We start from the raw sequence: 26,016 nt of genomic DNA, 5'->3' as shown, positions 1-26,016 counted from the left end.
AAAGGCGTTGGGGCTGCTGAGACCGCCCAAAGCGCGGTCTAGCATGGGAGATATGAGGCAAGGCTGTGTAAATACATCCCACCCCTCCCTACGACCCGAAGGTAGTCCCCGTGGGACGAGCAAGAGAGGGGGTTATCCGCGCAAGATCGACGGTTTCGGGCTGATCGAGCAGATCGTGGCACTCATCATCCTGGCCGTGCTTGCCGCCGCTGCCGTGCCATCGTTCGCGAACATGCTGGATCGGCAGGAACTGAACGCTGCCCAGAACGATTACATCACCGCCGTTCTGCATGCCCGTTATCTGGCCGTGAACGATCAAGTACGCATCGTGTTCTGTCCCAGCAGCGATGGACTGACGTGCAATAGCAACAACGCGTGGAGCGACGGCTGGTTGATCGGACGCGATCCGAGCAACAAAGGACAGCCGGATGGCGTGCCGTTGTATGTGGGCGGCAAATATTCCAGACGGCTCAATATTGTTGGCAGTGGCAGCAGGCGAAGTGTGCGCTTTCAGCCAGATGGCACCGTAGGCAATAGCAATCAGACACTGACGATCTGTCTACGCAATGACGCGTCGCGTGCATTGAGTGTGGTGATTGCGCGGCGCGGACGTGTGCGTGGTGAGGTGGCGAAAGCTGCGGATGCGGCAAGATGTGCTGGGACGGATTGAGGGCACCGATCAAGCGTAAACCCTCATCCCGTCGTCCCGGCGCAGGCCGGGACCTAGCGCCTTTGATCGCGATTAAGTCACTGGGCCCCGGCCTACGCCGGGGCGACAGGATGCAATTTGAGGCAAGGGGATTGCTGCTCAGAGCAACACAGGCCGATCCGGCAATTCATCCGGACGCGCCTTGCCATGACTGGGAAAATGTCTCGCCAGCAAGGCATGCACTTCGGTAATGCCATGCAGCGCGCCGGCACGCCATTGCCCTGCTGCGAAACCCTGCTGCATCCCCGCGCAGATGGCCGCCCACTCTTCCGGCTTCACCCGCTTTGCGATACCGCGATCGGCGACGATCTCAATGCGATGTTCGGCCAGCAGCAGATACAGCAGTACGCCGCAGTTGTGCTCGGTATCCCACACGCCTAGCTGACCGAAGACTTGGCGGGCGCGCGTCTGCGCATCCAGCCCCGTAAGCACGGCGTGCAAGGAAAGTCGGGATTCGATGGCAAAACGCACTTCGCCCAGGTGTGTATGTTCGCCGTCTGCAATCGCGGCGGTCATGTCGTCGAGCAAGTCGGAGGGAAAGCGCCGATGAATCTGGAACCAGCCCTGGAAGAGATTGGCGAACAACCGTTGCGCGAGCGTCATGTCACCAGCTCCCCGATGCACCGCCGCCGCCGAAGCTGCCGCCGCCACCGCTGAATCCGCCACCGCTGAATCCGCCACCGCCACCGCCGCCAAACCCGCCGCCTCCACCGAAACCGCCGCCGCCCCAGCCTCCGAAGCCGCCGCCACCCCATCCGCCTCCGCCGATGGAACGACCCGCGCCGGCTGGCAACAGCATCAGCGCGCCGCCGATGATGCCGCCAAAAATGCCGATGCCGGCCGACGCCAGCATCCACAGCAAACCGCCCACCACAAAACCACCGATCGGTGCGCGCACCAAGGCCGGCGCACGGCCGAAAATGCCACGCAGGAAAAGCACGGCGAAGATGGCGAGGAAGAAAATACCCTGGAAATCTCCACCATGCCGCACGGTCTCATTGCCGCGCACAGGCGGTGGCAACGGTTCGCCGTTGATCAGTTGGGTCAGGGCGCCAACGGCATCGTTGATACCGCCTGCGTAATCGTTGACCCGAAACTTTGGCGCGATGTATTCGCGGATGATGCGTGCACTGGCGGCGTCAGGGATCGCGCCTTCCAGTCCGTAACCCACCTCGATGCGTACCTGCCGATCATTCTTGGCAATCAGCAATAACACACCATCATCCACACCCTTGCGCCCGAGCTTGTTCTGCTCAGCCACGCGCAAAGAGTAGTCATCGAAGTCATCCGGTTGCGTGGTGCCGACCATCAGCACCACCAGCTGCGCGCCCTTCTGTTTCTCCAGATGGGTGAGCTGCGCATCGAGCTGGTCGATCTGCTGCGACGTCAGCGTGCCGGTCAGATCGGTCACGTGCCGCGTGAGCGTCGGCACCGCTGGCAAATCATCGGCGTGCAGCGGAAGCGACGGCGATAGCAGCGCTATCGCCAGTACGGTCCACAGGCGCAGCCAGCGCCGCATCATGATGACATGCCTCTCAGTGCGCCGATGCGGCCGGTGCCGGATTGGCCGGCGCGCTATTGCCGAAATCGACGGTCGGCGCCGTGGAAATGGCTTTCTCGTTTTCTACCGTGAAGCTGGGCTTAGGTTGATAGCCAAACATCTTCGCGGTGAGGTTGTTGGGGAAGGTGCGGATCAGCGTGTTGTACTGCTGCACCGCCTGGATATAGCGGTTGCGTGCCACGGTGATGCGGTTCTCGGTGCCTTCCAGCTGCGCCTGCAGGTTCTGGAACAGACCGTCTGCCTTCAGATTCGGGTAGTTCTCGCTGACCGCCATCAAGCGCGACAGCGCGCCGGTCAACTGGCCTTGTGCGGCCTGGAATTTCGCCAGCGAATCGGGATCGTCAGCGTTGATCTGGATGTTGCCGACCCGCGAACGGGCGTCGGTCACTTCAGTGAAGACCTTCTCTTCATGCGCGGCGTAGCCCTTGACCGTATTGACCAGGTTAGGCACCAGATCGGCACGCCGCTGGTACTGGTTCAGTACTTCGGACCATTGCGCCTTCACGGCTTCGTCCTGCTGCTGGATGGCGTTGTAACCGCAACCGGAAAGCATCACGACCAACAGCATCAGAAGAAGTATGCGGACGGTTTTCATCGGAGTGCTCCCTTCCAGTGAGATGGCATTGCAGCATCTGGATTACATGGATGCAATCTTTTGCGCACGACAAACAAGCACCTACCTACAACCCAGACTACATCCAAGCCCATAAGCTAACGGTGAGCGAAGCGGGTCCCGGCGCCCAACTTGGGGTGGGCCGCACCGGGGCTCGCTTCGCTTGCTTGCCGCCTGTCGGGCCACCTTTCGAACGGCTAGAACCAGCGTGGCCCCAGGATCAGCCCCCAGCACAGCACCACCAGCACCAGCAGCAGGAATACCGCTGCCGAGCCCATGTCCTTGGCCCGGCCGGCCAGTTCGTGGAATTCCGGGCTGACCTTGTCGACCACCGCCTCGATGGCGGAGTTGAGCAGCTCCACCGACAGCACCAGGATCACCGGCGAGACCAGCGCAATCTTCTCCAGCGCGCCATGCCCCACCCACAGCCCGATGGGCAACAGGACGACGGTAAGCATGGCTTCCAGCCGGAACGAGGCCTCATGGCGCCAGCCGGCGCGGAGCCCATTCATCGACCACCGGAAAGCGCGCCAGAGCTGACGCGGGTCGCCCCGGAATCCACTACCGGGCATGGCAGGAACGGTAAGCCACAGAGGAAGTTACGGCGTTTTTCGGCATGGCGAGCGGACTCCCCGGGGGCGGTAACAAGCGCGCCATGATGCCACAAGCAAGGTCGCCCGCTCCCGGCCCGCAGGATTTTGCATGCCGCATTGCAACTTCAAGCAAATGACGAATGGGTTACCCTTCGGCGATTGTGCCTTTCCCAGAGCACTTAATTACAGGCCGATTTCGGCCTCGCAGTACACGTACACGGAATACTTCATGGCAATCCAGACTCGCCCCGTTTCACAAACCCGCTCATTCAGCACGGTCTTCCTGATCGAAATGTGGGAGCGCTTCGGCTTCTACGGCATGCAGGTGCTGATGGTCACCTTCATGATGAAGAGGCTCGGCTTCGTCGACACTAAGGCCAACCTGGTCTGGGGTGCCGCCACCGCCTTGATCTACGCCACACCGGCGATCGGCGGCTGGATCGGCGACAAGCTCCTCGGCACCCGCCGCACCATGTTGATCGGCGCCATCATCCTGTCGCTGGGCTACGCGCTGCTCTGGATTCCTTCCGACCACGCCAATTTCACTTACGCGGCACTGGGCGTGATCATCGTCGGCAACGGCTTGTTCAAAGCCAACTCCGGCAACCTCGTGCGCAAGATCTATGACGGCGAGGATTCGAAGATCGACAGCGCCTTCACCATCTACTACATGGCGGTGAACATCGGCTCGATGATCTCGATGACGCTGACACCATGGATCCGCGATGTAGTCGCCGCCAAGTACGGCGATTCGATGGGCTGGCATACCGCCTTTGGCGTCTGCGCGATCGGCCTGATCATCGGCTTGATCAACTATTCGATCATGAGCCGCACGCTCGCCCACGTTGGCTCGCCTGCGGACAACGAACCGGTCAACAAGAAGCGCCTGTTGGCCGTGATGGTCGCGGCCGTCGCCACCGTGTTTGCCTCGATCCTGATTCTGCAAAGCGAAACCGTCGCCAAGTGGGGCGTGGTGGTGGCGGGCATCGCGATGTTCATCGTGTTCATCTACATGATTGCAGTGAGCCACCGCAGCGAGCGCTCCGGTTTGATCGCCGCGTTGGTGCTGGTGGTGCAGACGATTTTCTTCTTTATCTTCTACCAACAGATGTCCACGTCGCTGAACTTGTTCGCGCAACGCAATGTGGATCTCAACTTCGGATTGTTCGGCGTCCACCTGTTCACCTGGATTCCCGAGCAATATCAGAACCTCAACTCAATCTGGATCGTGCTGCTCAGTCCGGTGCTGGTTTGGATCTACAACTCGCTGGGACGTCTGGGCAAGGATCCTTCCGTTGCTGCGAAGTTTGCCTGGGGCTTCGCTGCCGTCGCTGCCGGCTTCTTTATCTATGGCGTTGGCGCCAAGTTTGCAGTGGACGGCCGGGTGTCCTCCTGGATCATGGTTTGGGGCTACGGCCTGTATTCGCTGGGTGAGCTGCTGGTGAGCGGACTGGGACTGGCGATGATTGCCCGCTACGTGCCTGAGCGCATGGGCGGTCTGATGATGGGCACGTACTTCGTGGCATCCGGTATCTCGCAATACCTGGGCAGCGTGGTCGCCAACTACGCGCATATTCCCGAAGGTCTCACCGATCCGGTGCAGTCGCTGACCATCTACACCAGCCTGTTCAACAAGCTGGGTTTCGTCGGCGTGGCCTGCACGCTGGTCGCTATGGCCGTGTTGCCGATGATGAAGCGTCTTTCGACCAACCACGCCGATACCGCGAATAACGAACCACTGCCCGCCGTGCGCAGCGAAGAGTTCAACGCGCCTTGATGTTTCAAACTCCCTCCCCTGCTGGCAGGGGAGGGCTGGAGCTGAGGGATTTCCGCGTTTTTGCCTGGCGTGCCGCCATGTTCCGAATCTAAGTAAACCCCATGGCCCCTCGCCGTCATCCCAGCGAAGGCTGGGATGACGGTGAGGCAGAGTGGAAATTTGCTTAAATTGAAGCATTACGCCTCAATGATGAGCAAAAAACGAGGGATGCCTTAGGAGCCTTGGGGGTTATTCACTCTTGCGCCGAAGCCCGCGCATGCAACACCCTCTCTTTCATCCCGCATGGCGGGGAAAGAGATAATCCACCCTCGCTTATGCCTCCGCATCAACTCAAGCAACCCATCGGCCCCTTTGCGCTGACGCGCACCCTCGTCTGGCTGCGCCTATGCGCCATCGCCGGCCAAAGCATGGCCGTGATGATTTGTTCCTGGTGGATGCGGATCGATATTCCCACCCTGCCCTTGCTGCTCGGCATCGATCTGCTGGCTGTGTTCGCGGTATTTGCAGCCTGGCGCATCAGCCAACCCTGGCCGGTGCGGGAGTGGGAGACGGTGTGTCATGTTGCCGCAGATACGCTGGTGCTGGGTTATCTGTTGCACTTCACCGGCGGGGCCAGCAATCCCTTCGTGACGCTGCTGCTGGTGCCGATTGCGTTGAGTGCAGCCGCGTTGTCGGTGCCCGCGGTGCTTTCGGTAGCGGCCATCGCCGGCGCTGCCTATCTCGTGCTGCTGCGCTGGTATGTGCCGCTGCCGATGAACGAACTGATGGGCACGGATCAGGGATTTTCGCTGCATGTCGCCGGCATGGGCGTCAACTTCGCCATCAGCGCGTTGTTGCTCGGCTTCTTCATCAACCGGCTCGCTATGGCAGTACGCCTGCAACAATTGGAAGTGCAACGCGTGCGCGAACGCGCGCTGCGCGACGAAGGCATTCTGGCCATCGCCACCCAGGCAGCCGGCGCGGCGCACGAGCTGAATACGCCGCTATCGACGATGCGTACACTGCTCCCGGAACTGCGGCGTGAACATGCCGACGATACGGTGCTGGATGAGGATCTTGAGCTGCTGGAAGGGCAAGTCGACCGCTGTCGCGTCATCCTGCGCGAAATGGTGGCTTTCGGCAAAACGCAGTTGTCGCAGGAACCTGAGCGCACGACATTGCAGGCTTTCATCCATGGTTTTGTCGAACGTTTCAAGCTGCTGCGTCCAGAAGCGGAACTTGAACTGCTGGTGCCCGCGAATCTTGAACCGCTGGTACTGCGCACGCCGCCGGGCTTGCGTCACGCCCTGATCAACCTGCTCAACAATGCGGCCGATGCCTCGGCCATGCGTGATTCCAATCAGGTGACATTGGAAGTTCATCGCGATGGCGATGGGCTCGAATGGGCTGTGCGCGATCGTGGCCCCGGGTTTCATCCCGCTAGTGCCACAGCGTCGATTGGGGAAAGTGGCAAGCAAAGCGGTCTCGGCATTGGCCTGGCGCTGGCAGAAGCCACCGCGGAGCGTCTGAACGGTGAGTTGATTGCCACCAATACCGATAACGGCGCGGAAATGCGCCTGCGCCTGCCGTTATCAGCCATCACCGAGCGCTGATACACAGGGCCCAAGTAGCGTTCAGCTCGTCGTTTGTCCTATACGGCTTGATATCTTTTCGAGACGTCTTATAACGCCTCACCGTCATTCCGGCCTTCGCCGGAATGACGGTGAGGCATGGTTGTATCTTGGGGCGTAATTCGAACAACAGTCTCTACGTGCCCAGAGTTGCCGGTTTGTTGGCTTGGCCACGTCACGCCAACCCAAGCTTCGACGCCAAACGAGCATGGAATCGGTGAATGCGGCAAAATAGGCGGGCGAATACGACTGGTAGCAGCAAATGATCCACCTGAATCAGGCAAGCAGCACCCGCCCACTGTTGATCGTGGACGACGACGCCACCTTTGTACGTGTACTTAGCCGGGCCCTGACCTCACGCGGTTTCGAAGTCATCACCGCCAGTCGCGCCGACGAAGCCCGCGCACTCTCGCGCCGCCATCAACCCCGCCACTGCGTGCTCGATCTCAAGCTCGGCGAAGAAAACGGGCTGCGACTGATTCCCGAGCTGCACGAACTGGTGCCGGACATGCGCATCCTGCTGCTGACCGGCTACGCATCGATCGCCACCGCTGTCGAAGCAATCAAGCGCGGCGCACATGATTACCTGTCCAAGCCTGTCGACGCCGACGCCGTAGTTCGCGCTCTGCTCGAAGGTGATAGCGCACCGCAGGCCGACGATGAAGTTATCGACGCGCCCGAAGCGCCACTGGCACTGCGCCGTCTGGAATGGGAACACATCCAGCGCGTGCTCACCGAATGCGACGGGAATATCTCCGAAACCGCGCGTCGTCTCGGCATGCATCGCCGCACCTTGCAGCGCAAATTGAGCAAGCATCCGGTGCGGGAACGGCCGGAACAAGCCCACTGATTTCAGCGGCCGTTTGCTGCTGCGCTACGTAGCCATTGCGCAAAGTGCGATAGCGCTTTCAATCCGTCGATGCGGAAGCAGCAGGCGCAGGTGTCCGATTCGACGGATCCGGCTCGTCGTCATAGATCGCCACATGCGGCACACCGTCCGCACCGATCCATCCGCGATACATGCCGTCGGTATTGAACGGCATGGCGATATTGCCGTCGCTGTCCAGCGCGATCGCCCCGCCGCTACCGCCCATCGACGGAATTTCCTGATTGATCACCTCGGCAGCCGCACGCTGGATCGGCTCGTTCAACATCGACACCTTCATGCAGATTTCGTGTGCAGCGACAGTGCGGATGTAGAACTCGCCCCAACCCGTGCCTGATACGGCGCACTGCGCATTGGCATAGGTGCCGGCACCGATGATGGGTGAATCGCCAACGCGTCCCCAGCGTTTGTCGGCCATACCTCCGGTGGAGGTGCCGGCAGCAAGATGGCCCTCGCCATCGAGCGCGACGGCGCCCACCGTGCCGAAATGTTTGGCCGTTTCGACATCGACATGCGGCTGTTTGGCTGCATCTTCCTTGAGCGCCTTCTGCAATTGCTGCCAGCGTTCATCGGTATGGAAATAGGAAGGATCGACCAGGGTAATGCCCTGCTCCTTCGCAAACGCTTCGGCCCCATCGCCGATCAACATCACGTGCGATGAGTGCTCCATCACCGCGCGCGCCAGCAGGATCGGATTCTTTACGCGATGCACGCCGGCGATAGAGCCGGCACGCAAGGTGTCGCCGTCCATGACGGCAGCATCCATTTCGTTCTTGCCATCGTGGTTGAACACCGAGCCCTTGCCGGCGTTGAAGTTGGAGTCATCCTCCAGCACCGTGATCGCTGTGGTGACAGCATCCAGAGCCGGCTTGCCGGCCTTGAGCTGGGCGTAGCCGTCCACCAGCGCCTTGGTCATGGCGGCACGTACCGCCTTTTCCTTGGCGGGCGTCATATCGCGCTTGATCACGCCGGAACCACCGTGAATGACCAGGACCGGGGTAGTGGCGTGAGTCATCGCGGCAACTCCCAGGGCGGCCAGTGCAACGAATAGGTGGGACAGCTTCACGTGGTACGTCTCCAGACTTTCCACCCGAGTATAGCCACCCTGTTTGACATGCTCAGCCGTACGGCATAACAGTGCCGTGTCAATGGCTTAGACAGCCGGATAACCCGCCGCTGCGACCTTCGTACAGCATGCACGGACATCAATCCGTCGTATCCTAGGGAGCTATATCTCCCCGGCTAGAAGGCACCCACATGGATAAGGTTTATGCAAACGCGGCAAAGGCTCTGGATGGCCTGCTGTTTGATGACATGACCATTGCGGCAGGCGGTTTTGGCCTGTGCGGCATCCCGGAAAACCTGATTGGCGCGCTGCTGGCCGCCGGTACCAAGAGCCTGACCATCGTCGGCAACAACGCTGGCGTGGACGATTTCGGCATGGGGCCGCTGCTGAAGACACACCAGGTCAAGCGCGTGTACGCCTCGTACGTGGGCGAGAACAAGGAGTTTGAACGCCAGGTGCTGTCCGGCGAACTGGAACTGCATCTGGTGCCGCAGGGTACGCTGGCGGAGAAGCTGCGCGCCGGCGGCGCGGGCATTCCCGGCTTCTATACGCGCACGGCGTACGGCACCAAGCTGGCCGAAGGCAAGGAAACGAAGAAGTTTGGCGAGAAAGAATACGTGCTGGAAGAAGCCATTCATGCCGACCTTTCCATCGTCAAAGCGTGGAAGGGCGACAAGTTCGGCAACCTCGTCTTCCGCAAGACGGCGCGCAACTTCAATCCGATGATCGCCACCTGCGGCAAGATTTGCGTGGCCGAGGTGGAAGAGCTGGTCGAAGTGGGCGAGCTGGATCCGAACCAGATTCATGTGCCCGGCATCTACGTCGACCGCATCATCCAGGGTGAGAAGTACGAAAAGCGCATCGAATTCCGCACCATTGCCGGCGCCAACACCGGCAAGGAAAGCCCGATCCGCATGGCGATGGCGCATCGCGCCGCGAAAGAACTGCGCGACGGTTTCTATGTCAATCTCGGCATCGGCATTCCCACGCTGGTAGCGAACTTCATTCCCGAAGGCATGGACGTGACCTTGCAGTCAGAGAACGGCTTGCTTGGCATCGGGCCGTTCCCGGATGACGCACACGTCGATCCCGACCTGATCAACGCGGGCAAGCAGACGATCACTGCACTGCCCGGCTCGAGTTATTTCTCCAGCGCCGAATCGTTCGCGATGATTCGTGGCGGCCACATCAACCTGTCGATCCTTGGTGGCCTGGAAGTGTCCTGCACCGGCGATCTCGCCAACTGGATGGTGCCGGGCAAGATGGTGAAGGGCCCGGGTGGCGCGATGGATCTGGTCAGCGGCGTGCAGCGCGTGGTGGTGCTGATGGAGCACACCGCGAAGGATGGTTCGCCAAAGATCAAAGAACAGTGCGACCTGCCGCTCACCGGTCAGCAGGTGGTGGATCTGATCATCACCGACCTGTGCGTATTCGAAGTGGCCAAGGGCAAGGGCCTGACGCTGATCGAGCTGCAGGAAGGCGTGACGGTCGATGAAGTGAAGGCAAAGACGGGGTGCCCGTTTGAGGTGCATCCGTCGTTGCGGTAAATGCCGTGCAACTCCTTCTCCCCTTTGGGGAGAAGGAGTTGACGTATCAGCCAGGCACCGGCAACGGCTGCGGAAAGCGAATTTCCGCCACATAACTGTTGCCGCCCTGCACACGCAGATCCAGCGGCCACGCAAAACGCTCGCTGATGCGCCGCGCGATGGCGTATTCGAATCCCTGCTGGCCCGGTAGATGCGGATCGTGATCGGTGCCAGCGGTGGCGCATACGCTTACCGCGCCAGGCAGCACGGTGACCAACACCGTGCCCTGTCCGGTGTATTGGCTGGCATGACGAATCAGTTGCCAGCACAACACCGCAAACACACGCGGTGAACCATGCAATGCAAACGTGGCGGGTTCTTCGAACTGCAATTCGATCGGATGGCCGTGCAGCATCTCGCGTGCGTCGACCAGCTCATCACGCAGGACATCGTTCACCACGAAATCCTGCTCGCCCTGCCCGTTATCGGTTTCGCGCGCCAGGATCAGCATCGCTTCCACCAGCGCCTCCATTTCACGCGTGGCGCGGCGAATACGTTCCAGTGAACGCTTGCCGAAATCACTGAGACCTGACTCATCCGCCAGCATATCGGTGGACATCTTGATCACCGTCAACGGGCTACGCAGCTCGTGGCTGGCATCGCGCGTGAAATTGCGCTCGCGCTCGTTGTAACCGGCGATGCGACTGGCGAAGCTTTGGAAGCTGCGTGCCAGCGTAGCCACATCCGCATCGACACGATGCAACAGGTGATCCGGTTGCAGCGATTGCAGCTCGGTCTGCCCTTCATGCCAATTGCCCACCATCCGCGCCAGCGTACTGAATGGACGAAGGGCGCGCTGTGCAGCCAGCCAGGCGAGCGCGCCAACAATCACGATCAACGCCAATACCGCGCCCACCGGTGCCACGTCGTAATAACCCATTAAACAGGCCAAAACGATCGCTACCAGTTGCAAGCCGAAGATCAGCAGCAACTGGCGATGAAGACCACCGCGTGCGTGCGCAGCGCGTTGGGTTGGCGCACCCTGTTGTGTCATGTGATTGGGCGGTTAGGCGTATTGAGCGGTCAGGCGAAATGGCTTGTTGCGGTTGTTTCGGAATCCAGGTCGGCCAAGCGGTAACCAGCAGAATGAATCGTGTGCAGCAGCGGGCGCTGGAACGGCTTGTCGATAATCCGGCGCAGGTTATACAGATGCGAGCGCAAAGTATCCGAATCGGGCAAGGTATCCCCCCAGATCTCTCGTTCGATATCGCGCCGGCTTACCACACGCGGCGATTCGCGCATCAGTATGGCCAGCAATTTGAGACCGATCGGTGACACGGTAAGTTCGTGCCCGCCACGGGTCAGTCGCAAAGTGGCCGTGTCCAGGGTCATATCCCCCACGTTGAGCACTTCGCTGGAAACCTGTCGCCGGTCGCGACGGATCAGGGCTCGCAGGCGAGCCTCCAGTTCGCGCACCTCGAAGGGTTTCACGAGATAGTCGTCGGCACCGGCTTCCAGGCCGACCAGCTTGTCCTCCAGAGTATCCCGCGCCGTCAGCATCAGCACCGGCGTGGACTTCTTGGCTTCCGAACGCAGCTTGCGGCAGACATCCAGGCCATCGATGCCTGGCAGCATCAGGTCCAGCACGACCACGTCGTAACTGTTCGATACCGCGAGGTGTAGGCCACTCACTCCATCCTGAGCAAAATCAACGGAATAGCCGCGACGCTCCAGAAACTCCCCTACCATTTCCGCGATCTGGCGGTTGTCTTCCACCAACAGGATCAGACCGGCATGCTCGTCACGTGAACTCATGTTCGCCTCGTTGGACACCGCGTAATCTTCACATTTGTGAAGGCTAACGGTCTGCCGTGTAAGCGGAACGTGAATTTTTGGCCATGAAACTGTGGTGAAAAGCTCAATCCAGCAAGGACTTGAGCTGTTGCCACACGGTGTTGAGCACAATCGGCTCACCGGCAGCCACCGGGTGCAGGCCATCTTCCTGCATCAGCGCCGGGTTCAGAGCCACCCCGTCCAGCAAAAAGGGCACCAGGGCGACGTGCTTGTCATGCGCCAGGCCGGCGTAGATCGCACGCAGGCCGTCGCGGTATTGCGGACCGTAGTTCACCGGCAGCTCGATACCCAGCAGCAGCACCTTGGCGCCTGTGTGCTGTGCGGCGTCGATCATGGTGGCAAGGTTGTCGCGCAGGTTGGGCAGCGGCAGGCCTTGCAAGCCATCGTTCGCCCCCAGTTCGATCACCACAATGCGCGGGTGATACTGCGCCAGCAGACCCGGCAGGCGATTGCGGCCGCTCAGCGAAGTTTCACCGCTGATGCTGGCATTGATGACGGCCCAGCCCGGCTCCATGTCGTTCAAACGTACTTCCAGCAGATGCGCCCAACCGGATTCCACAGGAATGTTGTGCGCGGCGGACAAGGAATCGCCCAGCACCAGCACGTTTTTCGCCGGTGCAGCCTGCAACACACCGATACCGCAAAGCAGAACAAGCAAACAAAGGAAACGACGCATGAGTGGTGGTTCTCGTCCGGTGCTGGATGTCCGGGATGTTAGCAAGTCGGTCAACGGACCCGAGGGACGGCTGGATATCCTCAGCAACGTCGCGATGCAAGTGCACGACGGCGAGAGCTTCGCCATCGTCGGCGCTTCCGGCTCTGGCAAGACCACCCTGCTCGGCCTGCTGGCCGGGCTGGACACGCCCACGCAAGGCAGCATTTCGCTGGATGGCCATGCGCTGGAGCAGCTCGATGAAGAAGCGCGTGCAGATCTGCGCCGAAGGCTGGTGGGTTTCGTATTCCAGTCATTCCACTTGCTGCCTGCCCTGACCGCCGAACAGAACGTGATGCTGCCACTGGAGCTGGAAGGCAACCCCGCTGCACGCGAGCGCGCGCGCGAAGCGCTGGAAGCCGTGGAACTCAGTGCGCGACGCAAGCACTACCCGGCACAGCTTTCCGGTGGTGAACAACAGCGCGTGGCGATTGCGCGTGCATTCGTGCACGGTCCGCGCGTGCTGTTTGCCGACGAGCCTACGGGCAATCTGGATCGCCGCACTGGGCGGCATGTGTGTGATTTGTTGTTTGCATTGAATCGGGATCATGGCACCACGCTGATCTTGGTAACGCATGATCTGCAACTGGCGGAACGTTGCGTGCGACGGGTGGAGTTGCAGGAAGGGAAGTTGGAGCCGTTGGTATGAACATGCGCACCACCGTCCGGCCTCTCAATGCTCGCGAAATACTTCATCCGTCGTCCCGGCGTAGGCCGGGACGACGGATGAAGCGGCACGACAACGCGAGGCACGCATGAAAATCCTGCTGCTCGCATTACGCAGCCTGCGCCGCGAATGGCACTTGCCGGAAATGCGCACCCTCGCCGCTTCGCTGGTGCTCGCAGTGGTCGCGCTAGGCGTGGTCGCCACACTCACTGCACGCATGGAGCGAGGTGTGCTCGCCAGTGCTGCTGAATTGATCGGCGGTGACGTGGGTGTCTCTGTGCCGCAGGATATTCCCGAAAAATTTGCTGCCGCCGGCAGCGAACGCGGCTTGGCCATTACCCGTACAGCAAGTTTCCCAAGCGTTGCCTTCGCGCAACAGCAAAGCCAGTTACTGGAAGTTTTGGCGACGGATGATGCCTATCCCTTGCGCGGCACGCTGCTGATCGGCGACGCCAGCGGGACGCAACACGTCAGTCACGGTCCGGCGAGCGGCAGCGTGTTGCTCGACCATCGCGCATTGGTCGCGTTGCATCGGCAAGTCGGCGACACCGTGCAACTGGGCGGTCGCGATCTGCGTATTGCAGGTGAGCTGATCCAACAGCCCGATGGCGGCGAACTGGTCGCGATGGCACCGCGTGCGCTGATGAATCTGGATGACGCGCAGCAAGCAGGATTGCTGGGTGTCGGCAGCCGTGCACGGCATAGTTTGTTATTGGCCGGCGAACCCGCTGCCGTGCAGAGATGGCGGCAGTGGGCGCAGGGCACGGCGTTGCCACAAGGCGGCGAGCTGATCACGCCCGAGCAGACGCAGGAACGGATGCGCAGTGCGTTCGATCGGGCGGGTGCGTTCCTGCGCCTCACTGCACTGCTTTCTGCACTGCTCTCCGGCGTGGCGATTGCGCTTGCTGCACAACGCTATGCACGGCGCAAGACCAGTGAGGTATCCCTATTGCGCGCACTGGGTACGTCGCGCAGGCGGGTGTTCGGCTTGTTGCTGGGAACGCTTGGCGGTCTTGCACTGCCAGCGGCGCTGATCGGCGTGCTGCTGGCGCTGGCGCTGTCACAGGGCGCGTGGATGTTCGCCAGCCAGTTATTTGCGGGCGTGCCCACAGTTTTGCCCATCCTGCCGTCGCTGGCCGCAGCCGGTATGGGTATCGCGGTATTGGCAGGTTTCGCGCTGCCGCCGCTGGTGCGGCTGGCCGATGTGCCGCCTGTTGCGGTGTTCCGCGCGAGCCTGGCGCGCCGGGTGCGGCGTTTCGATGCGCTGTACCTGCTTCCCGCCGTGGTGGCGCTGGCGTTGATCTGGCAGCTCAGCGGCTCGGCCAACCTGGCCGGCATTCTCGCCGCGAGTCTGCTGGGTGTCGCGGTGGTCGCCGCGCTGCTGGCTGCCTTGCTGTTGTGGATCGCGCGACGGATCACGCCGGGTGGTCACCCTGCTCTGCGCCTGGGCATGGCTGCGCTGGCTCGCCGACGCGGCTTGAGCATTGTGCAGGCGACCGCACTCAGCCTGGGGCTTACCGCCTTGCTGCTGCTCGCCATCGTGGCGCCCGCCTTACTCGATGGTTGGCGGCAGGAGCTGCCTTCGGACACGCCCAACTGGTTTGTACTCAACCTGCAGGACGATCAGCGTGGCGATTTCAGCAAGGCCCTCGCGGACATCGGCGGCAATCAACTCAACATGATGCCGTTGGCGGTCGGCAAACTCACCGCGATCAACGGCCAGCCGATCGACACCATCCACTTCAAGGACGAACGCACCAAAGACTGGAACGATCGCCAACTGCGCCTGTCCTGGTCCGACCAGCTTCCACCCGCCAATACCGTGATCGCCGGCCAATGGTTTGGGCCCAATCCGCCGGAAGCCGAAGTGTCGGTGGATACGATGTGGCGCGACATGTACGCGCTGAAGCTTGGTGACACAATGCGTTTCGATGTCGGCGAAGGCCAGCTTGATGCCAAGGTGACCAGCTTCCGGCACGTGGACTGGACCTCGTTCAAGGTCAACTTCTTCCTGCTGATGGATCCGCCGCACGCGAACGTACTCCCGCATACGTGGATTGCCAGTTTCTATCTGCCGCGCGGCAATACCGAAGCCCTGGCAAAACTTTCGCGCACGTATCCGAACCTGAGCATGGTTGATGTCGATGCCTTGCTCGATCGCGTGCGTGAGATCGTGCAGCGCGTAACCGGCGCAGTGCGTTGGGTGCTCGGCTTCAGTCTGCTGGCCGGTGCATTGGTGCTGGCGGCAGCGCTTGCGACCAGTGGACAGGAACGCCGTCATGAAGCCGCTTTGCTGCGCACGCTGGGTGCACGCCGCGGTTTGCTGCGTGTTGCAGCCGCTTGTGAATTTGCGTTGCTGGGATTAATCGCAGGCATCACCGCGGCACTGGGTGCGATGGTGGGCGGATGGTGGTTGGGGCGCAGCGTGTTTCACGTCAAGGGCTTCATACCGCATCCCTGGCCGCTGACGGTTGCCGCACTGCTGGCCGCGATCGTGGTGATGCTGCTGGGGCTGGCCGGTACGCGCAAGGTGACGCATACACCGCCCATGCGGCTACTGCGGGCGGAATAAGGGAGGCGGGTATCTGCGACAGCCCGACAAACCGCTACGATACCCCCATCTTCCGAACGGCACCGTCTATGTACACCCTCTATTACTCTCCGGGCACCGCGAGCATGGTCGTACATCAGGCCCTGCTCGAAATCGGTGCGGATTACCGGCTCGAACTGGTCGACTTCGACAAGGACGCCCAGCACAACGCGGAATATCTGAAGCTCAATCCGGGCGGCAAGGTGCCGACGCTGTTGATCGATGGACGGCCTGTCTACGAGTCAGTCGCCTTGCTCACCATCCTCGCCGAACGCCACCCCGAAGCGAAGCTGATCCCGCCCGTCGGCACCGCTGCGCGCGACGCGTGGCTGCAGTGGTCGGTATTTCTTAGCAACGCGCTGATGTCCACCTACCGGCTGTGGTTCTATCCGGACGAATTGGGTTTCGAAGAAACGCCTCCGGCAATCCGCGCAGCGGTACAGCGCAAGATCGAAAGCATCTGGGATCGGCTCGAAGCCCATCTTTCGGCGCACGGCCCTTATATGCTGGGCCAGGATTTTTCCGGCGCCGATTTGCTGCTGACCATGCTGATGCGCTGGTCGCGCAATATGCCGCGGCCTGCGACGGAATGGCCCGCACTGAAACAGCTTGCGGATCTGGTGCGTGCACGCCCGAGCTGGACACGGCTCTATGAACTGGAAGGTTTGAGCGAGTGGTAAAAGCCCCATACCTCCTTACCGTCGTCCCGGCACAGGCTGGGGCGACGGTAAGGGTCATTCGCTGTTTGAGGCATTCGTGACAGTCGATACGTTGTCTGCACCGCACTGGCGCAGCCGCTTGAAACACGAGTGGCTGCTGCTGTTGTTCGTCGCCTTGACGATCGTACTGGCCTGCATCGATCCGCAACCGCTTGCGCGTTACCAACGCTGGCTGCAGTTGCCGACCTTATCGGGTCTGCTTGGTCTGTTGATTGCGATCCAGGGCATCCGCGACAGCGGGCTGGTGCAACGCATGGCTGGCGCCATGGTGGCGCGTATCCATTCGCTGCGTGGCGTGGGATTGTTGCTGGTCAGCATGACGGCTGTGCTTTCGACGGTACTGACCAACGATGTCAGCCTGTTCCTGATCGTGCCGTTGACCGTCGCCATCGGCAGCATGTCCAACCTGCCGGTGCTGCGCATGGCGGTGCTGGAAGCGCTGGCGGTGAATGCCGGCTCAACATTGAGCCCGATCGGCAATCCGCAAAATCTGCTGATATGGCAACACGCACAGGTTCCGTTTCTATCATTCGTGGGCACGATGCTGCCGGCAGCGTCGGTGATGTTTGTACTGGTTGCGGCGTTGACCTGGTTGTGGCTGCCCAAAGATCGCGTGGAGCTGCAAGCTGAGCAACTCGATGGCCACGACGTTTCGATATCGCTGGCGTTGCTGTCGCTGGTCAGCCTGGCCCTTATGGTGCTGATGATGGAGCACGGTCATGCACCACTGGGGGCTTTGCTGCTGGTGCTGCCATTCGCCATGTTTTCCTGGCGCAGCCTGATACGTATCGACTGGCTGCTGATGGCCACTTTTGCCGCTATTTTTCTGGGTCTCGGTCACTTCGCCACATTACCAATCGTTGACCACGCATTGGGCAACATCGATTTCAATCAGCCGTTGGCGGTGTATCTGGGCGGCATTGTGAGCTCGCAGTTGATCAGCAATGTGCCTGCTACGGTCTTGCTGCTCGATCGTGCACCGAATGCCATGGCGCTGGCTGTTGCAGTGAACGTGGGTGGCTTTGGCGTGGTGATCGGCTCACTGGCCAACCTGATTGCCTTGCGCCTGGCCAGACAGCCGCATGGGATGCGGCTTTTTCACGCGGTTTCGATTCCGTTTTTGCTGGTGTGCGCACCGCTGGTGTATCTGATGGCGCTTCTGTTGGGCTGAAGAGTGGAAGCCTCGGTATTGCACCTGCTTTTCAGGCATACATGACTGTTCCACCCGAACCCTCTCCTGTTAGCAGGAGAGGGGCAAGAGCGTGGTCTTAGTCGTCGTCATCGTGCGGCACGTTGATGTGGCCGCCGATATTGCTATGGCTGACATCGCCGCTGCCTTTGGCGCCGACGGTGAGATCACCGCGCACGTTGCTTACGGTCAGATCGCCCGAACCCAGCGTGCCCACGTCGACATTACCGCCTACCTTGTCCAACACCACGTCGCCGGAACCTACGCTGCCGATGTGCGCATTGCTGGTGATATCGCGCGCATTCAGATCGCCTGAACCCACGGTACCCGCCCGCAGGCTGCCGATGTGCGCGATTTCGACATCGCCCGAGCCGTTCGTCACGCTCACATCACCGGAAATATCGTGGATATGCACATCGCCCGAACCCGTTTGCACATCAAGCTGGGACAGGCCGCTGATATAGGCATCACCGGAACCGTCATTGACCGATACCGGTATGGTGGAAGGCAATTGGATCTGCAGATCCAAGTCCTGGTAGGACACCCCGAAGAAGCTGATGTTGACGCCGTGGCCACCACCCACATCGACAATCAGCTGGTCACCTTCGCGGTGCGAGGTGACTTGCAAGTTGTCCAATGCGCTTTGCGAGGAGGCGCAGGCCCGGCCGGTGATCTCCAGCGAACCGGAGCTGCCGTTGCCGACCAGATGCATATCATGGCTGTGCAGTTCGATCTGCACGCCACGCACGCCGGAGAGGTCATCGTGCAGATTGCGTGGGGCTGAATAGCGGCAGTCGTCCGCCGCCGCCGTTAACGAGATCAGCAGCAGAGGCAAAAGAACGAGGGTGCGGCGCATAGGGAATCTCCGGTCGTTATTCAAATGCTCAGATGCTTGCCAGAGGACAAAGGTTGAAGGCTGACAGCTGACTCACCTCGTCCCTTTGCTGCCTTACTCGCGGTGCCTGGCCTTACCTACCGTCATCCCGGCCAGCGCCGGCATAAGGCCGGCGCTTCCAGCCATCTGTGCCTATCTATGCCCGACGAAGCAAAGAAGGTGAAGTGCCTAAAGCTTGGGTTCTTCCGCCTTCGCTTTGCGCCACAATGCTTCCTGTTCGGCCAGATCCGAGGCGGACAAGGGCTCCCCCGCCTCCGCGGCCAGCTGCTCCATCCTGCGGAAACGCCGCTCGAATTTCGCATTCGCGTGCTTCAGCGCCCGGACAAAATCGACCCTCGCATGCCGTGCCAGATTGACCGCCACGAACAGCACGTCGCCGATCTCATCCTCCAAGCGGGCCGGATCAGCGCCGGCGGCGAATTCGGCATCGACTTCAGCCAGTTCTTCATGCAGTTTTTCGATCACCGGGCGATGATCGGGCCAGTCGAAACCGACCGTGGCGGCACGCTGCTGCAACTTGAGCGCACGCTGCCATTCGGGCTGTCCGCGTGATACGCCAGCGAGCACGCTGTCATCGTGCTGGTCGCCTTTTGCCGCCCGCTCGCGTGCCTTGATCTCGTCCCAGGCGCGTTTCTGTTCGTCAAGGTCGGCATACGTGACGTCGCCAAAAACATGCGGATGGCGGCGCAGCATTTTGTCGCTGATGGCGTTGGCCACATCGTCGAAATCGAACAAACCCTGCTCTTTCGCCATCTGCGCATGGAAAACCACTTGCAGCAGCAGATCGCCCAACTCGTCGCGCAGATCGTGCCAGTCGCGGCGGTCGATGGCATCGGCGACTTCGTAGGCCTCTTCGACGGTATAGGGGGCGATGGTGCTGAAGTCCTGCTTGACGTCCCAGGGGCAGCCGCGCTCGGGATCACGCAGGCGGGCCATGATGGCGAGCAGGTCGGCGAGGGAGTGGCGGGTAGCGTCGGTCATGGGGATCTTCAACGTGCGTCGTCCCGGCGCAAGCCAGGACCTGTGTCTTACGGTTCGAAAGTCGCCGGACCCCGGCCTGCGCCGGGGCGACGGGATGAAATGTCCCGCCAAGCCTTCACGGCAAGCCGGCTTCACGCATCCGTGACGCCCAGTCGATGCCGGTATCGCCCACGGCCAGGAATTCCGGATTGATCAGGGATTCGCCGCGGTTGTAGCGCAAAGGCTGGCCGGTGAGGTCGAGCACGGCTCCGCCGGCCTCTTCCAGCACACATTGGGCGGCGGCGGTATCCCATTCGCTGGTCGGGCCACGACGCAGGTAGACATCAGCGGCGCCACGCGCCAGCAGGCAGAACTTGAGCGAGGAGCCCAGTGGTTGCAAGTGATAGTCCTCACCCAGCAGGCGACGCATGGTCGTTTCGGCCATGCCGCCATGCGAGCGGCTGCCAGCAGCCACCGGCGGGTTGGCCAGCTCACGCGTGAAGATGCGCTCCCACTCGGCGCCGTCCTGCACTTGCCACCAGGTGCCGCGCCCACGTGCGGCGACAAACAGCTCCCCCGTGACTGGCGCCAGTACCACGCCCATCACCGGTTCACCTTGCTCGATCAGGGCAATGTTGACGGTGAATTCGCCGTTGCGCTTGATGAATTCGCGGGTGCCGTCAAGGGGATCGACCAGCCAGTAGCGCGTCCACGTCTGGCGTTGCTCCCACGGCGAATGGCTGGCCTCTTCCGAAACGACCGGAAGCACCGTATCGAGCTGCGCCAGACCGGCGGCGATCACCTTTTGCGCGGCGAGGTCTGCCGCCGTCAGCGGCGAGTGGTCTTCCTTGACTTCGACATCGAAGTCTTCACGGTAGACGGTCATGATCGCCTCGCCGGCGCGGCGCGCCAGCAGGCCGATCTGCAATAACAGGGGATGGTCGAGGCTGTCGCTCACGTTCGTTGCAGGCGTCCGGCTAAGTATTCGCGCGCCATGAATAGCGCCGCGATGGAACGGCCTTCGGTGACGTCGTCACGCGAGACCAGGGTATGCAGATCGGCGAGCTTCCACGGCACCACTTCGAGCGGTTCGGGTTCGTCGCCGGGCAGGCTTTCGGGATATAGATCCTGCGCCAGCACCACGTGCGCCATATGCGTCATGTAAGAGGGCGACAGGGACAGGTTGTGCAGGATCTTCAACGAGCGAGCGCCGTAGCCGACTTCTTCCTTCAGCTCGCGATTGGCGCCCTGCTCCACGGTTTCGTCACGATCGAGCCGGCCCTTGGGTAGGCCCAGCTCGTAGCGCTCCACCCCGACGCCGTATTCGCGCACGAGCAGGACGGTCTCTTCGTCGATCATCGGCACGATGATCACCGCGCCCAGGCCGCTGCCTTTCAGGCGCTCGTAGGTGCGGTGCTCGCCGTTGGAGAATTCCAGATCCACCTGTTCCACATGCAGGAAACTGCTGGTGTCCGAGTCGCGCTTGGCGTGGATGATGGGATAGCGTGGCATCGAGGGATTGTAGCGGGCTTTTGCCTTCTCTCCCCTTCGAGATGCGGGGAGAGGCCGTGGATAGCCTCGCTTCGAGGAGCGAGGAGGTGGATTGAGGTGAGGAACGCTCTCGCGATAAAGCTACATCAGGCTATGTGTCAAAGGACCATGTCCGCAAGATCGCCCCTCATCCCGGACCTCTCCCCAAGGGGGACAGAGCGAGTCGACGCAAAGCCTGCGTGTGAATCGCCGGCGTACCGGCCAATACGCTACGCGTCTCCAGCGTCAGCGGCTGGCCTTCCAGGTCGGTAAAGACACCACCCGCCTCGCGCACGATCACCGCCAAGGCAGCGACATCCAGGATATTCACATCCGACTCGATCACCAGATCCAGCCCACCACGGGCAAGCAAGTGGTAGTGGCAGAAATCGCCATAACCGCGGATGCGGTTGCTGTCGCGGATAAGTGCGCCCAACGCCTGCCAGCGCGCATCGTCGGTGAGGGTCTTCACGTTGCCGGTGGAGATCGAGGCTTGCGCCATCTCTGATGTCTGCGCCACCTGCACACGCTCGCCGTTGAACCAGGTTCCGCCACCCGCGCTGGCCCACATCGTTTCGCCGTAGACCGGCGCGCTGGATACGCCCAGCACCAGTTCACCCTGATGCATCAACGCGATCTGGGTGGAAAAGAACGGTGTACGCCGCACGAAACTCTTGGTGCCGTCCAGCGGATCAACCAGCCAGAGCAGGCCATCGCGGCTGCCATCCAGGCCGAATTCCTCGCCATAAATCGCCGCACCGGGCAACGCCGGGCCAAGCACGGCGCGAATCGCCTGCTCGGCTTCGCGATCGGCAATCGTCACCGGCGTGGCGTCCGACTTGATTTCAACGTCGACGCCTCGACGCCAGTAATGCCGAATCACCTCGGCGGCAGCCTCCGCTGCCTCACGCGCTGCTTTCAGCGCCGCATCCCAATGCTGTCCGCTCATGGATTTTCCGTGCCTGAATTGAATTGAGCCAAACCACCACGATAGCGGAGTTGCACGCTGCCGTCCGCTGTTGGCGCACCGAAGCCGCGCAACCAGTGTAAAAGCGCTGGATCGTCGCGGCGCGGCTTCATGCTCAGATGCAAATCCCAGCCCAATGGACTCAAAGATAGCCGTCCAGCCGTCTGCAGCGGACCGCTTCCATCGTCATCGAGCGATGCCTTCAAAACACCAGCCTCGCCATGAATCGACAGCAGCAGGTTTCCGAGCGGAACAACGCCTTGTGCCGTGCGCACTGCGGCCTTGGACCAGGCGCCGGAGGCTTCGACCTGCATGGGCCAACGTCCCTGCAACACGGCTTGCGCGACATGCAAATCGAATTGACCCTGCGGTTGTCCGTTGAGTAGCGGTTGCACGCCGAGCAACGCCATATCGGCATGCAAGGTGACATCGCGCCAGTCTTCCTGCGTATCCGACAGACGATGCATCTGCGCCTGCCATTGAAGTTGCGGCTGACGCAAATCCAACCCCAACTGCACATCGCCGAGCAACGCACGTCGCGAGAGGGTCCAGGAAAGACTCCCCAAAGGCGTGCCATCCGACGCCGACACCTGTCCGGCACGGCCTTGCCACAACGTGCCATCGAGTTGATCGAAGCGAAGCCCGTGAATTCGCGACTGCATCAGTGGTAACGCGAGGCGTGCAGGCATGAACCAGACGAGCAGCGTAAGTGCTATGAGGAATGCGGCGAGACCAGCGAGTACTTTGTTCAGATGTTTCATACCTGTGTGCGAAGTGAAGCTCGTGTGGGAAGCCCCAGACAGTCTCAGCGTCATTCCGGCGCAGGCCGGAATGACGCTGAGGCATCTCCATGCTCTTGAGGCAACCGGTCAATACCCCGATCATAGCCGGATGACCCAGCCCCACGACGCCAACACCGCTCTCGCCCGCCGCGATCTCCAGCACATCTGGCACCCCTGCACCCAGATGCACGACCACGAACACGTGCCCATGGTGCCCATCGTTCGCGGCGAAGGCCCATGGCTGATCGATGCCGAAGGCCGCCGTTATCTCGACGGTATCAGCTCCTGGTGGACCAACCTGTTCGGCCACGCCAATCCGCGTATCGCGGCGGGTTTGGCCGAGCAGGCAAAGACGCTGGAACACGTGATTTTCGCTGGTTTTACCCATCCTCCGGCCATCGAGTTGGCTGAGCAGCTGGTGAAGATCACGCCGGCCGGACTGGAAAAAGTGTTCTTTGCGGACAATGGTTCCGCTGCCATCGAAGTGGCACTGAAGATGAGCTTTCACTACTGGCTCAATCAAGGTCACGGCGAGAAAACGCGCTTCATCGCCTTGACCGGCAGCTACCACGGCGAAACGCTGGGCGCGCTGTCGGTGAGCGATGTGGCGCTCTATCGCAAGACCTACGCGCCCTTGCTGTTGACGCCCTTTCTCGCGCCATCCCCGGACGCCTACGAAGGCGAACCCGGCGAATCACCCGAGCAAACAGCAACACGTCGACTCGCTACCATGCGTGAGCTACTCGAACAGCATGCACATGAAACCTGCGCGGTGATCGTCGAACCGCTGGTGCAATGCGCGGGCGGCATGCGCATGTATCACCCCAGCTATCTCACTGGACTGCGCAAGCTGTGCAATGAATACAACGTGCATTTCATCGCCGATGAAATCGCGGTGGGTTTTGGCCGCACGGGAACGATGTTCGCGTGTGAGCAGGCCGGCGTTGCACCTGACTTCATGTGTCTGTCGAAGGGATTGACCGGCGGCACCTTGCCGCTTTCGGTCGTACTGACGACGCAGCATGTCTATGAGGCGTTTTACGCCGAATACAACGCGGGCAAGGCGTTCCTGCATTCGCACAGCTACACCGGCAACCCACTCGCCTGCCGCGCGGCATTGGAAACGCTGGCGATCTTTCGCGATGAACCGGTGCTGGAGCGCAATCGCGTTCTATCAGTGCATCTTGCGCAGAAGCTGGCACCGTTGCGTGACCATCCGTATGTCGCAGATGTCCGTCAGCAAGGCATGATTGCAGCCGTGGAGCTGGTCGCGGATAAAGCAACGCGCCGTCCCTTCCCTGCCGAACAACGGCGTGGTCAGCGTGTTTACCTGCACGGCCTGGAAAACGGCGCGCTGTTGCGACCGCTAGGCAACATCATCTATTTCATGCCGCCGTACGTGGTGAGCGAAAGCGATATCGATCAGCTTGTACGTATCGCGATAGAAGGCATCGCGCTCGCGGTAAAAGACTAGAACCAACGCTTGCAACCCGCGATTTGGTGCCGATCAGTGGCCATGCACCGTGATGCTCGGGTCCAACTGCTGCAGCGCCGGGCCGATCGTGGTTTTGCCCGTGCTGTCGATGTCCTGCTTGCTGTAGGACCGACCCGTAACAGGCAGGCACTCACCTTTCTTGGCCGGGATCAGGCTGCCGGTATCGCGAATGCAATTGCGATCACCGGGCTTCACCGGCGAATGGTTGGACGAAGCCGGCGTTGTTGCCGCAGGCTGTTGGGGAGCCGACGCATTCTGGGGAGCGGCGCGCGCTGCGGTGGCGAAACCGGCAGCTGCCAGCAGAATGGCAACGGAAATGATCTTGGACATGGCAACCTCCTTGCTCGCAGAGGGGGAGACGAGCCTCCTGAGGGTTGATACTCATCCTGATACGGCGCCCCGCCCGCCGCAAGGTGCGGCAGCAAAGACTGCCATTCACGTTCACGTGAATGAACAGTCAGCCACGACAAGTTGTATGCTGAACGGTCATTTCCTTAACACGAACCTGCATGCGCAGCACCCGCATCCACGTCGAACAACCCTTGTCACTGGCCGCCGAAGTGGTTCTCCCGCAGCAGGCCGCCGAACACGTGACGCGCGTCTTGCGCATGAATGCCGGGGATATGCTGACGTTGTTCAATGGCGACGGTTACGACTACGCCGCCACCTTGCTCTCCGTCGGCAAGCGCGATGTCACGGCACGTATTGAGGATCGCGAACAGATCCGCAACGAGTCACCACTCAAACTGACCCTGGCGCAGGGTGTAGCACGCGGCGAGAAGATGGACCTGATCGTGCAAAAAGCGACGGAACTTGGCGTCGCCCGCATCGTGCCGTTGTTTACGGAACGCTCCGAAGTGAAATTGGATGCCTCGCGCGCGGAAAAGCGTCTGCTGCACTGGCGCGCGGTGGCTTCGAGCGCCTGTGAACAGAGCGGGCGGGTTTGCGTGCCAGAAATCACGCCGGCGCAAACGCTACAGGAATGGCTGAAGAGTCTCCCCGATGATGGAGCACAGCGTCTGGCGCTACTGCCTGAAGGTACGCTGCAAGCGCGGGAACTGCGTTTTGGCGAAGCAGGCGGATGGCTGGTGGTTGGGCCGGAAGGTGGCCTGGGTGATCGAGATATCGCAGCGCTGCAGGACGCCGGATTTGAGGGCTTGCGGCTTGGGCCGCGGATTCTGCGCACCGAAACAGCGGGACTGGCGGCGCTTGCTGCATTGCAGGCGCTGCATGGCGATTTGTGATTTTAATGTGGTGCGGCGCGCGCGAGGTTGAATGTTGCGCCGCTTGAGATTCGTTTAGCGCGGCGTCACCC

At 61.2% G+C, this 26,016-nt stretch carries 26 protein-coding genes; 11 read left to right on the top strand and 15 right to left on the bottom strand.

What is annotated here, in order from left to right:
- The first annotated feature begins 43 nt into the window (after positions 1–43).
- Positions 44–670, top strand: a complete 627-nt coding sequence (locus ISN74_RS04025) for a GspH/FimT family protein (protein WP_308420744.1) — start codon at positions 44–46, stop codon at positions 668–670.
- Between the two features lie 138 nt (positions 671–808).
- Here the strand turns inward: ISN74_RS04025 and ISN74_RS04020 are convergent, their stop codons facing one another.
- The 4 genes from ISN74_RS04020 to ISN74_RS04005 all read right to left on the bottom strand — a co-directional run bounded on the left by ISN74_RS04020 (position 809) and on the right by ISN74_RS04005 (position 3,455).
- Positions 809–1,312 (bottom strand): TPM domain-containing protein, encoded by a 504-nt coding sequence (locus tag ISN74_RS04020; RefSeq protein WP_188797617.1) that lies wholly within the window; start codon positions 1,310–1,312, stop codon positions 809–811.
- Between the two features lies 1 nt (position 1,313).
- Positions 1,314–2,231 carry a TPM domain-containing protein gene (locus ISN74_RS04015; protein WP_188797615.1) on the bottom strand — a complete coding sequence of 306 codons (918 nt, stop codon included), beginning with the start codon at positions 2,229–2,231 and terminating at the stop codon, positions 1,314–1,316.
- A gap of 13 nt (positions 2,232–2,244) precedes the next feature.
- Positions 2,245–2,865 carry a LemA family protein gene (locus tag ISN74_RS04010; RefSeq protein WP_188797613.1) on the bottom strand — a complete coding sequence of 207 codons (621 nt, stop codon included), beginning with the start codon at positions 2,863–2,865 and terminating at the stop codon, positions 2,245–2,247.
- Between the two features lie 215 nt (positions 2,866–3,080).
- Complete coding sequence (locus ISN74_RS04005; RefSeq protein ID WP_188797612.1) at positions 3,081–3,455, bottom strand: diacylglycerol kinase; 375 nt, start codon at positions 3,453–3,455, stop codon at positions 3,081–3,083.
- Between the two features lie 250 nt (positions 3,456–3,705).
- Between ISN74_RS04005 and ISN74_RS04000 the strand changes: the two genes are divergently transcribed.
- The 3 genes from ISN74_RS04000 (at position 3,706) to ISN74_RS03990 (ending at position 7,713) form a co-directional block, all read left to right on the top strand.
- Positions 3,706–5,253: a peptide MFS transporter gene (locus tag ISN74_RS04000; RefSeq protein WP_188797610.1), complete on the top strand. Its 1,548-nt coding sequence runs from the start codon at positions 3,706–3,708 to the stop codon at positions 5,251–5,253.
- Between the two features lie 314 nt (positions 5,254–5,567).
- Positions 5,568–6,845 (top strand): ATP-binding protein, encoded by a 1,278-nt coding sequence (locus tag ISN74_RS03995; protein ID WP_188797608.1) that lies wholly within the window; start codon positions 5,568–5,570, stop codon positions 6,843–6,845.
- A gap of 280 nt (positions 6,846–7,125) precedes the next feature.
- Positions 7,126–7,713 (top strand): response regulator transcription factor, encoded by a 588-nt coding sequence (locus ISN74_RS03990; protein ID WP_188797606.1) that lies wholly within the window; start codon positions 7,126–7,128, stop codon positions 7,711–7,713.
- 58 nt (positions 7,714–7,771) lie between these two features.
- Here the strand turns inward: ISN74_RS03990 and ISN74_RS03985 are convergent, their stop codons facing one another.
- Positions 7,772–8,815, bottom strand: coding sequence for an isoaspartyl peptidase/L-asparaginase family protein (locus tag ISN74_RS03985; RefSeq protein WP_425488829.1), 1,044 nt, complete (start codon positions 8,813–8,815; stop codon positions 7,772–7,774).
- Between the two features lie 191 nt (positions 8,816–9,006).
- On the opposite strand from ISN74_RS03985, the gene ISN74_RS21215 reads away from it, so the two are divergent.
- Complete coding sequence (locus ISN74_RS21215; RefSeq protein WP_188797604.1) at positions 9,007–10,362, top strand: 3-oxoacid CoA-transferase; 1,356 nt, start codon at positions 9,007–9,009, stop codon at positions 10,360–10,362.
- A 46-nt stretch (positions 10,363–10,408) separates the two neighbouring features.
- Here ISN74_RS21215 and ISN74_RS03975 read toward each other — a convergent pair whose 3' ends face one another.
- The 3 genes from ISN74_RS03975 to ISN74_RS03965 form a co-directional block, all read right to left on the bottom strand.
- The gene (locus ISN74_RS03975; RefSeq protein WP_188797602.1) at positions 10,409–11,395 is read right to left on the bottom strand and encodes a sensor histidine kinase; all 987 of its coding nucleotides are present in this window, start codon (positions 11,393–11,395) and stop codon (positions 10,409–10,411) included.
- A gap of 29 nt (positions 11,396–11,424) precedes the next feature.
- The gene (locus ISN74_RS03970; RefSeq protein ID WP_188797600.1) at positions 11,425–12,156 is read right to left on the bottom strand and encodes a response regulator transcription factor; all 732 of its coding nucleotides are present in this window, start codon (positions 12,154–12,156) and stop codon (positions 11,425–11,427) included.
- 103 nt (positions 12,157–12,259) lie between these two features.
- Complete coding sequence (locus tag ISN74_RS03965) at positions 12,260–12,871, bottom strand: arylesterase (protein ID WP_188797598.1); 612 nt, start codon at positions 12,869–12,871, stop codon at positions 12,260–12,262.
- On the opposite strand from ISN74_RS03965, the gene ISN74_RS03960 reads away from it, so the two are divergent.
- From ISN74_RS03960 to ISN74_RS03945, 4 genes are all read left to right on the top strand, one after another.
- Complete coding sequence (locus ISN74_RS03960) at positions 12,870–13,556, top strand: ABC transporter ATP-binding protein (protein WP_188797596.1); 687 nt, start codon at positions 12,870–12,872, stop codon at positions 13,554–13,556. The two genes, ISN74_RS03965 and ISN74_RS03960, sit on opposite strands and share 2 nt — an antisense overlap.
- 106 nt (positions 13,557–13,662) lie before the next feature.
- The gene (locus ISN74_RS03955) at positions 13,663–16,146 is read left to right on the top strand and encodes an ABC transporter permease (RefSeq protein ID WP_188797594.1); all 2,484 of its coding nucleotides are present in this window, start codon (positions 13,663–13,665) and stop codon (positions 16,144–16,146) included.
- 68 nt (positions 16,147–16,214) lie between these two features.
- A complete protein-coding gene (locus tag ISN74_RS03950; protein ID WP_188797592.1) occupies positions 16,215–16,844 on the top strand; it encodes a glutathione S-transferase family protein in 630 nt (209 codons plus the stop codon).
- A 76-nt stretch (positions 16,845–16,920) separates the two neighbouring features.
- Entirely contained in the window at positions 16,921–18,054 is a 1,134-nt protein-coding gene (locus ISN74_RS03945; RefSeq protein WP_229678987.1) for an SLC13 family permease, read from the top strand.
- 97 nt (positions 18,055–18,151) lie between these two features.
- On the opposite strand, the gene ISN74_RS03940 is transcribed toward ISN74_RS03945, so the two are convergent.
- The 6 genes from ISN74_RS03940 to gspN form a co-directional block, all read right to left on the bottom strand.
- Positions 18,152–18,928 carry a DUF4097 family beta strand repeat-containing protein gene (locus tag ISN74_RS03940; protein ID WP_188797590.1) on the bottom strand — a complete coding sequence of 259 codons (777 nt, stop codon included), beginning with the start codon at positions 18,926–18,928 and terminating at the stop codon, positions 18,152–18,154.
- A gap of 207 nt (positions 18,929–19,135) precedes the next feature.
- Positions 19,136–19,948, bottom strand: coding sequence for a nucleoside triphosphate pyrophosphohydrolase (gene mazG, locus ISN74_RS03935; protein WP_188797588.1), 813 nt, complete (start codon positions 19,946–19,948; stop codon positions 19,136–19,138).
- 115 nt (positions 19,949–20,063) lie between these two features.
- Entirely contained in the window at positions 20,064–20,885 is an 822-nt protein-coding gene (gene cysQ, locus ISN74_RS03930) for a 3'(2'),5'-bisphosphate nucleotidase CysQ (protein WP_188797586.1), read from the bottom strand.
- A complete protein-coding gene (gene nudE, locus ISN74_RS03925; RefSeq protein WP_188797584.1) occupies positions 20,882–21,439 on the bottom strand; it encodes an ADP compounds hydrolase NudE in 558 nt (185 codons plus the stop codon). Before nudE ends, cysQ begins: the two co-directional genes overlap by 4 nt.
- 166 nt (positions 21,440–21,605) lie before the next feature.
- Entirely contained in the window at positions 21,606–22,406 is an 801-nt protein-coding gene (locus ISN74_RS03920) for an inositol monophosphatase family protein (RefSeq protein ID WP_188797582.1), read from the bottom strand.
- On the bottom strand, positions 22,403–23,185 hold the full coding sequence (gspN, locus tag ISN74_RS03915; protein WP_188797580.1) for a type II secretion system protein N: 783 nt from the start codon (positions 23,183–23,185) through the stop codon (positions 22,403–22,405). The genes ISN74_RS03920 and gspN overlap by 4 nt, the downstream gene beginning before the upstream one ends.
- A 130-nt stretch (positions 23,186–23,315) precedes the next feature.
- On the opposite strand from gspN, the gene ISN74_RS03910 reads away from it, so the two are divergent.
- The gene (locus tag ISN74_RS03910; protein ID WP_188797572.1) at positions 23,316–24,680 is read left to right on the top strand and encodes an adenosylmethionine--8-amino-7-oxononanoate transaminase; all 1,365 of its coding nucleotides are present in this window, start codon (positions 23,316–23,318) and stop codon (positions 24,678–24,680) included.
- Between the two features lie 33 nt (positions 24,681–24,713).
- Here ISN74_RS03910 and ISN74_RS03905 read toward each other — a convergent pair whose 3' ends face one another.
- Positions 24,714–25,031, bottom strand: coding sequence for a hypothetical protein (locus ISN74_RS03905; protein ID WP_188797570.1), 318 nt, complete (start codon positions 25,029–25,031; stop codon positions 24,714–24,716).
- 179 nt (positions 25,032–25,210) lie between these two features.
- Here ISN74_RS03905 and ISN74_RS03900 point away from each other — a divergent pair, with 179 nt between their 5' ends.
- Positions 25,211–25,945: a 16S rRNA (uracil(1498)-N(3))-methyltransferase gene (locus ISN74_RS03900; protein WP_188797568.1), complete on the top strand. Its 735-nt coding sequence runs from the start codon at positions 25,211–25,213 to the stop codon at positions 25,943–25,945.
- Positions 25,946–26,016 lie beyond the last annotated feature (71 nt).

It is taken from the genome of Dyella caseinilytica (assembly GCF_016865235.1).
Lineage (GTDB): Bacteria > Pseudomonadota > Gammaproteobacteria > Xanthomonadales > Rhodanobacteraceae > Dyella_B > Dyella_B caseinilytica.
Note: the sequence above shows the minus strand (reverse complement) of the source record. Positions and strands in the feature narration are given on the sequence as shown.

Bases quoted from the DNA above. Each gene is read 5' to 3' on its own strand.
- ISN74_RS04025 (WP_308420744.1), top strand. From the start codon at position 44: ATGGGAGATATGAGGCAAGGCTGTGTAAATACATCCCACCCCTCCCTA.
- ISN74_RS04020 (WP_188797617.1), bottom strand. From the start codon at position 1,312: ATGACGCTCGCGCAACGGTTGTTCGCCAATCTCTTCCAGGGCTGGTTC.
- ISN74_RS04015 (WP_188797615.1), bottom strand. From the start codon at position 2,231: ATGATGCGGCGCTGGCTGCGCCTGTGGACCGTACTGGCGATAGCGCTG.
- ISN74_RS04010 (WP_188797613.1), bottom strand. From the start codon at position 2,865: ATGAAAACCGTCCGCATACTTCTTCTGATGCTGTTGGTCGTGATGCTT.
- ISN74_RS04005 (WP_188797612.1), bottom strand. From the start codon at position 3,455: ATGCCCGGTAGTGGATTCCGGGGCGACCCGCGTCAGCTCTGGCGCGCT.
- ISN74_RS04000 (WP_188797610.1), top strand. From the start codon at position 3,706: ATGGCAATCCAGACTCGCCCCGTTTCACAAACCCGCTCATTCAGCACG.
- ISN74_RS03995 (WP_188797608.1), top strand. From the start codon at position 5,568: ATGCCTCCGCATCAACTCAAGCAACCCATCGGCCCCTTTGCGCTGACG.
- ISN74_RS03990 (WP_188797606.1), top strand. From the start codon at position 7,126: ATGATCCACCTGAATCAGGCAAGCAGCACCCGCCCACTGTTGATCGTG.
- ISN74_RS21215 (WP_188797604.1), top strand. From the start codon at position 9,007: ATGGATAAGGTTTATGCAAACGCGGCAAAGGCTCTGGATGGCCTGCTG.
- ISN74_RS03975 (WP_188797602.1), bottom strand. From the start codon at position 11,395: ATGACACAACAGGGTGCGCCAACCCAACGCGCTGCGCACGCACGCGGT.
- ISN74_RS03970 (WP_188797600.1), bottom strand. From the start codon at position 12,156: ATGAGTTCACGTGACGAGCATGCCGGTCTGATCCTGTTGGTGGAAGAC.
- ISN74_RS03960 (WP_188797596.1), top strand. From the start codon at position 12,870: ATGAGTGGTGGTTCTCGTCCGGTGCTGGATGTCCGGGATGTTAGCAAG.
- ISN74_RS03965 (WP_188797598.1), bottom strand. From the start codon at position 12,871: ATGCGTCGTTTCCTTTGTTTGCTTGTTCTGCTTTGCGGTATCGGTGTG.
- ISN74_RS03955 (WP_188797594.1), top strand. From the start codon at position 13,663: ATGAAAATCCTGCTGCTCGCATTACGCAGCCTGCGCCGCGAATGGCAC.
- ISN74_RS03950 (WP_188797592.1), top strand. From the start codon at position 16,215: ATGTACACCCTCTATTACTCTCCGGGCACCGCGAGCATGGTCGTACAT.
- ISN74_RS03940 (WP_188797590.1), bottom strand. From the start codon at position 18,928: ATGCGCCGCACCCTCGTTCTTTTGCCTCTGCTGCTGATCTCGTTAACG.
- mazG (WP_188797588.1), bottom strand. From the start codon at position 19,948: ATGACCGACGCTACCCGCCACTCCCTCGCCGACCTGCTCGCCATCATG.
- nudE (WP_188797584.1), bottom strand. From the start codon at position 21,439: ATGCCACGCTATCCCATCATCCACGCCAAGCGCGACTCGGACACCAGC.
- ISN74_RS03920 (WP_188797582.1), bottom strand. From the start codon at position 22,406: ATGAGCGGACAGCATTGGGATGCGGCGCTGAAAGCAGCGCGTGAGGCA.
- gspN (WP_188797580.1), bottom strand. From the start codon at position 23,185: ATGAAACATCTGAACAAAGTACTCGCTGGTCTCGCCGCATTCCTCATA.
- ISN74_RS03910 (WP_188797572.1), top strand. From the start codon at position 23,316: ATGACCCAGCCCCACGACGCCAACACCGCTCTCGCCCGCCGCGATCTC.
- ISN74_RS03905 (WP_188797570.1), bottom strand. From the start codon at position 25,031: ATGTCCAAGATCATTTCCGTTGCCATTCTGCTGGCAGCTGCCGGTTTC.
- ISN74_RS03900 (WP_188797568.1), top strand. From the start codon at position 25,211: ATGCGCAGCACCCGCATCCACGTCGAACAACCCTTGTCACTGGCCGCC.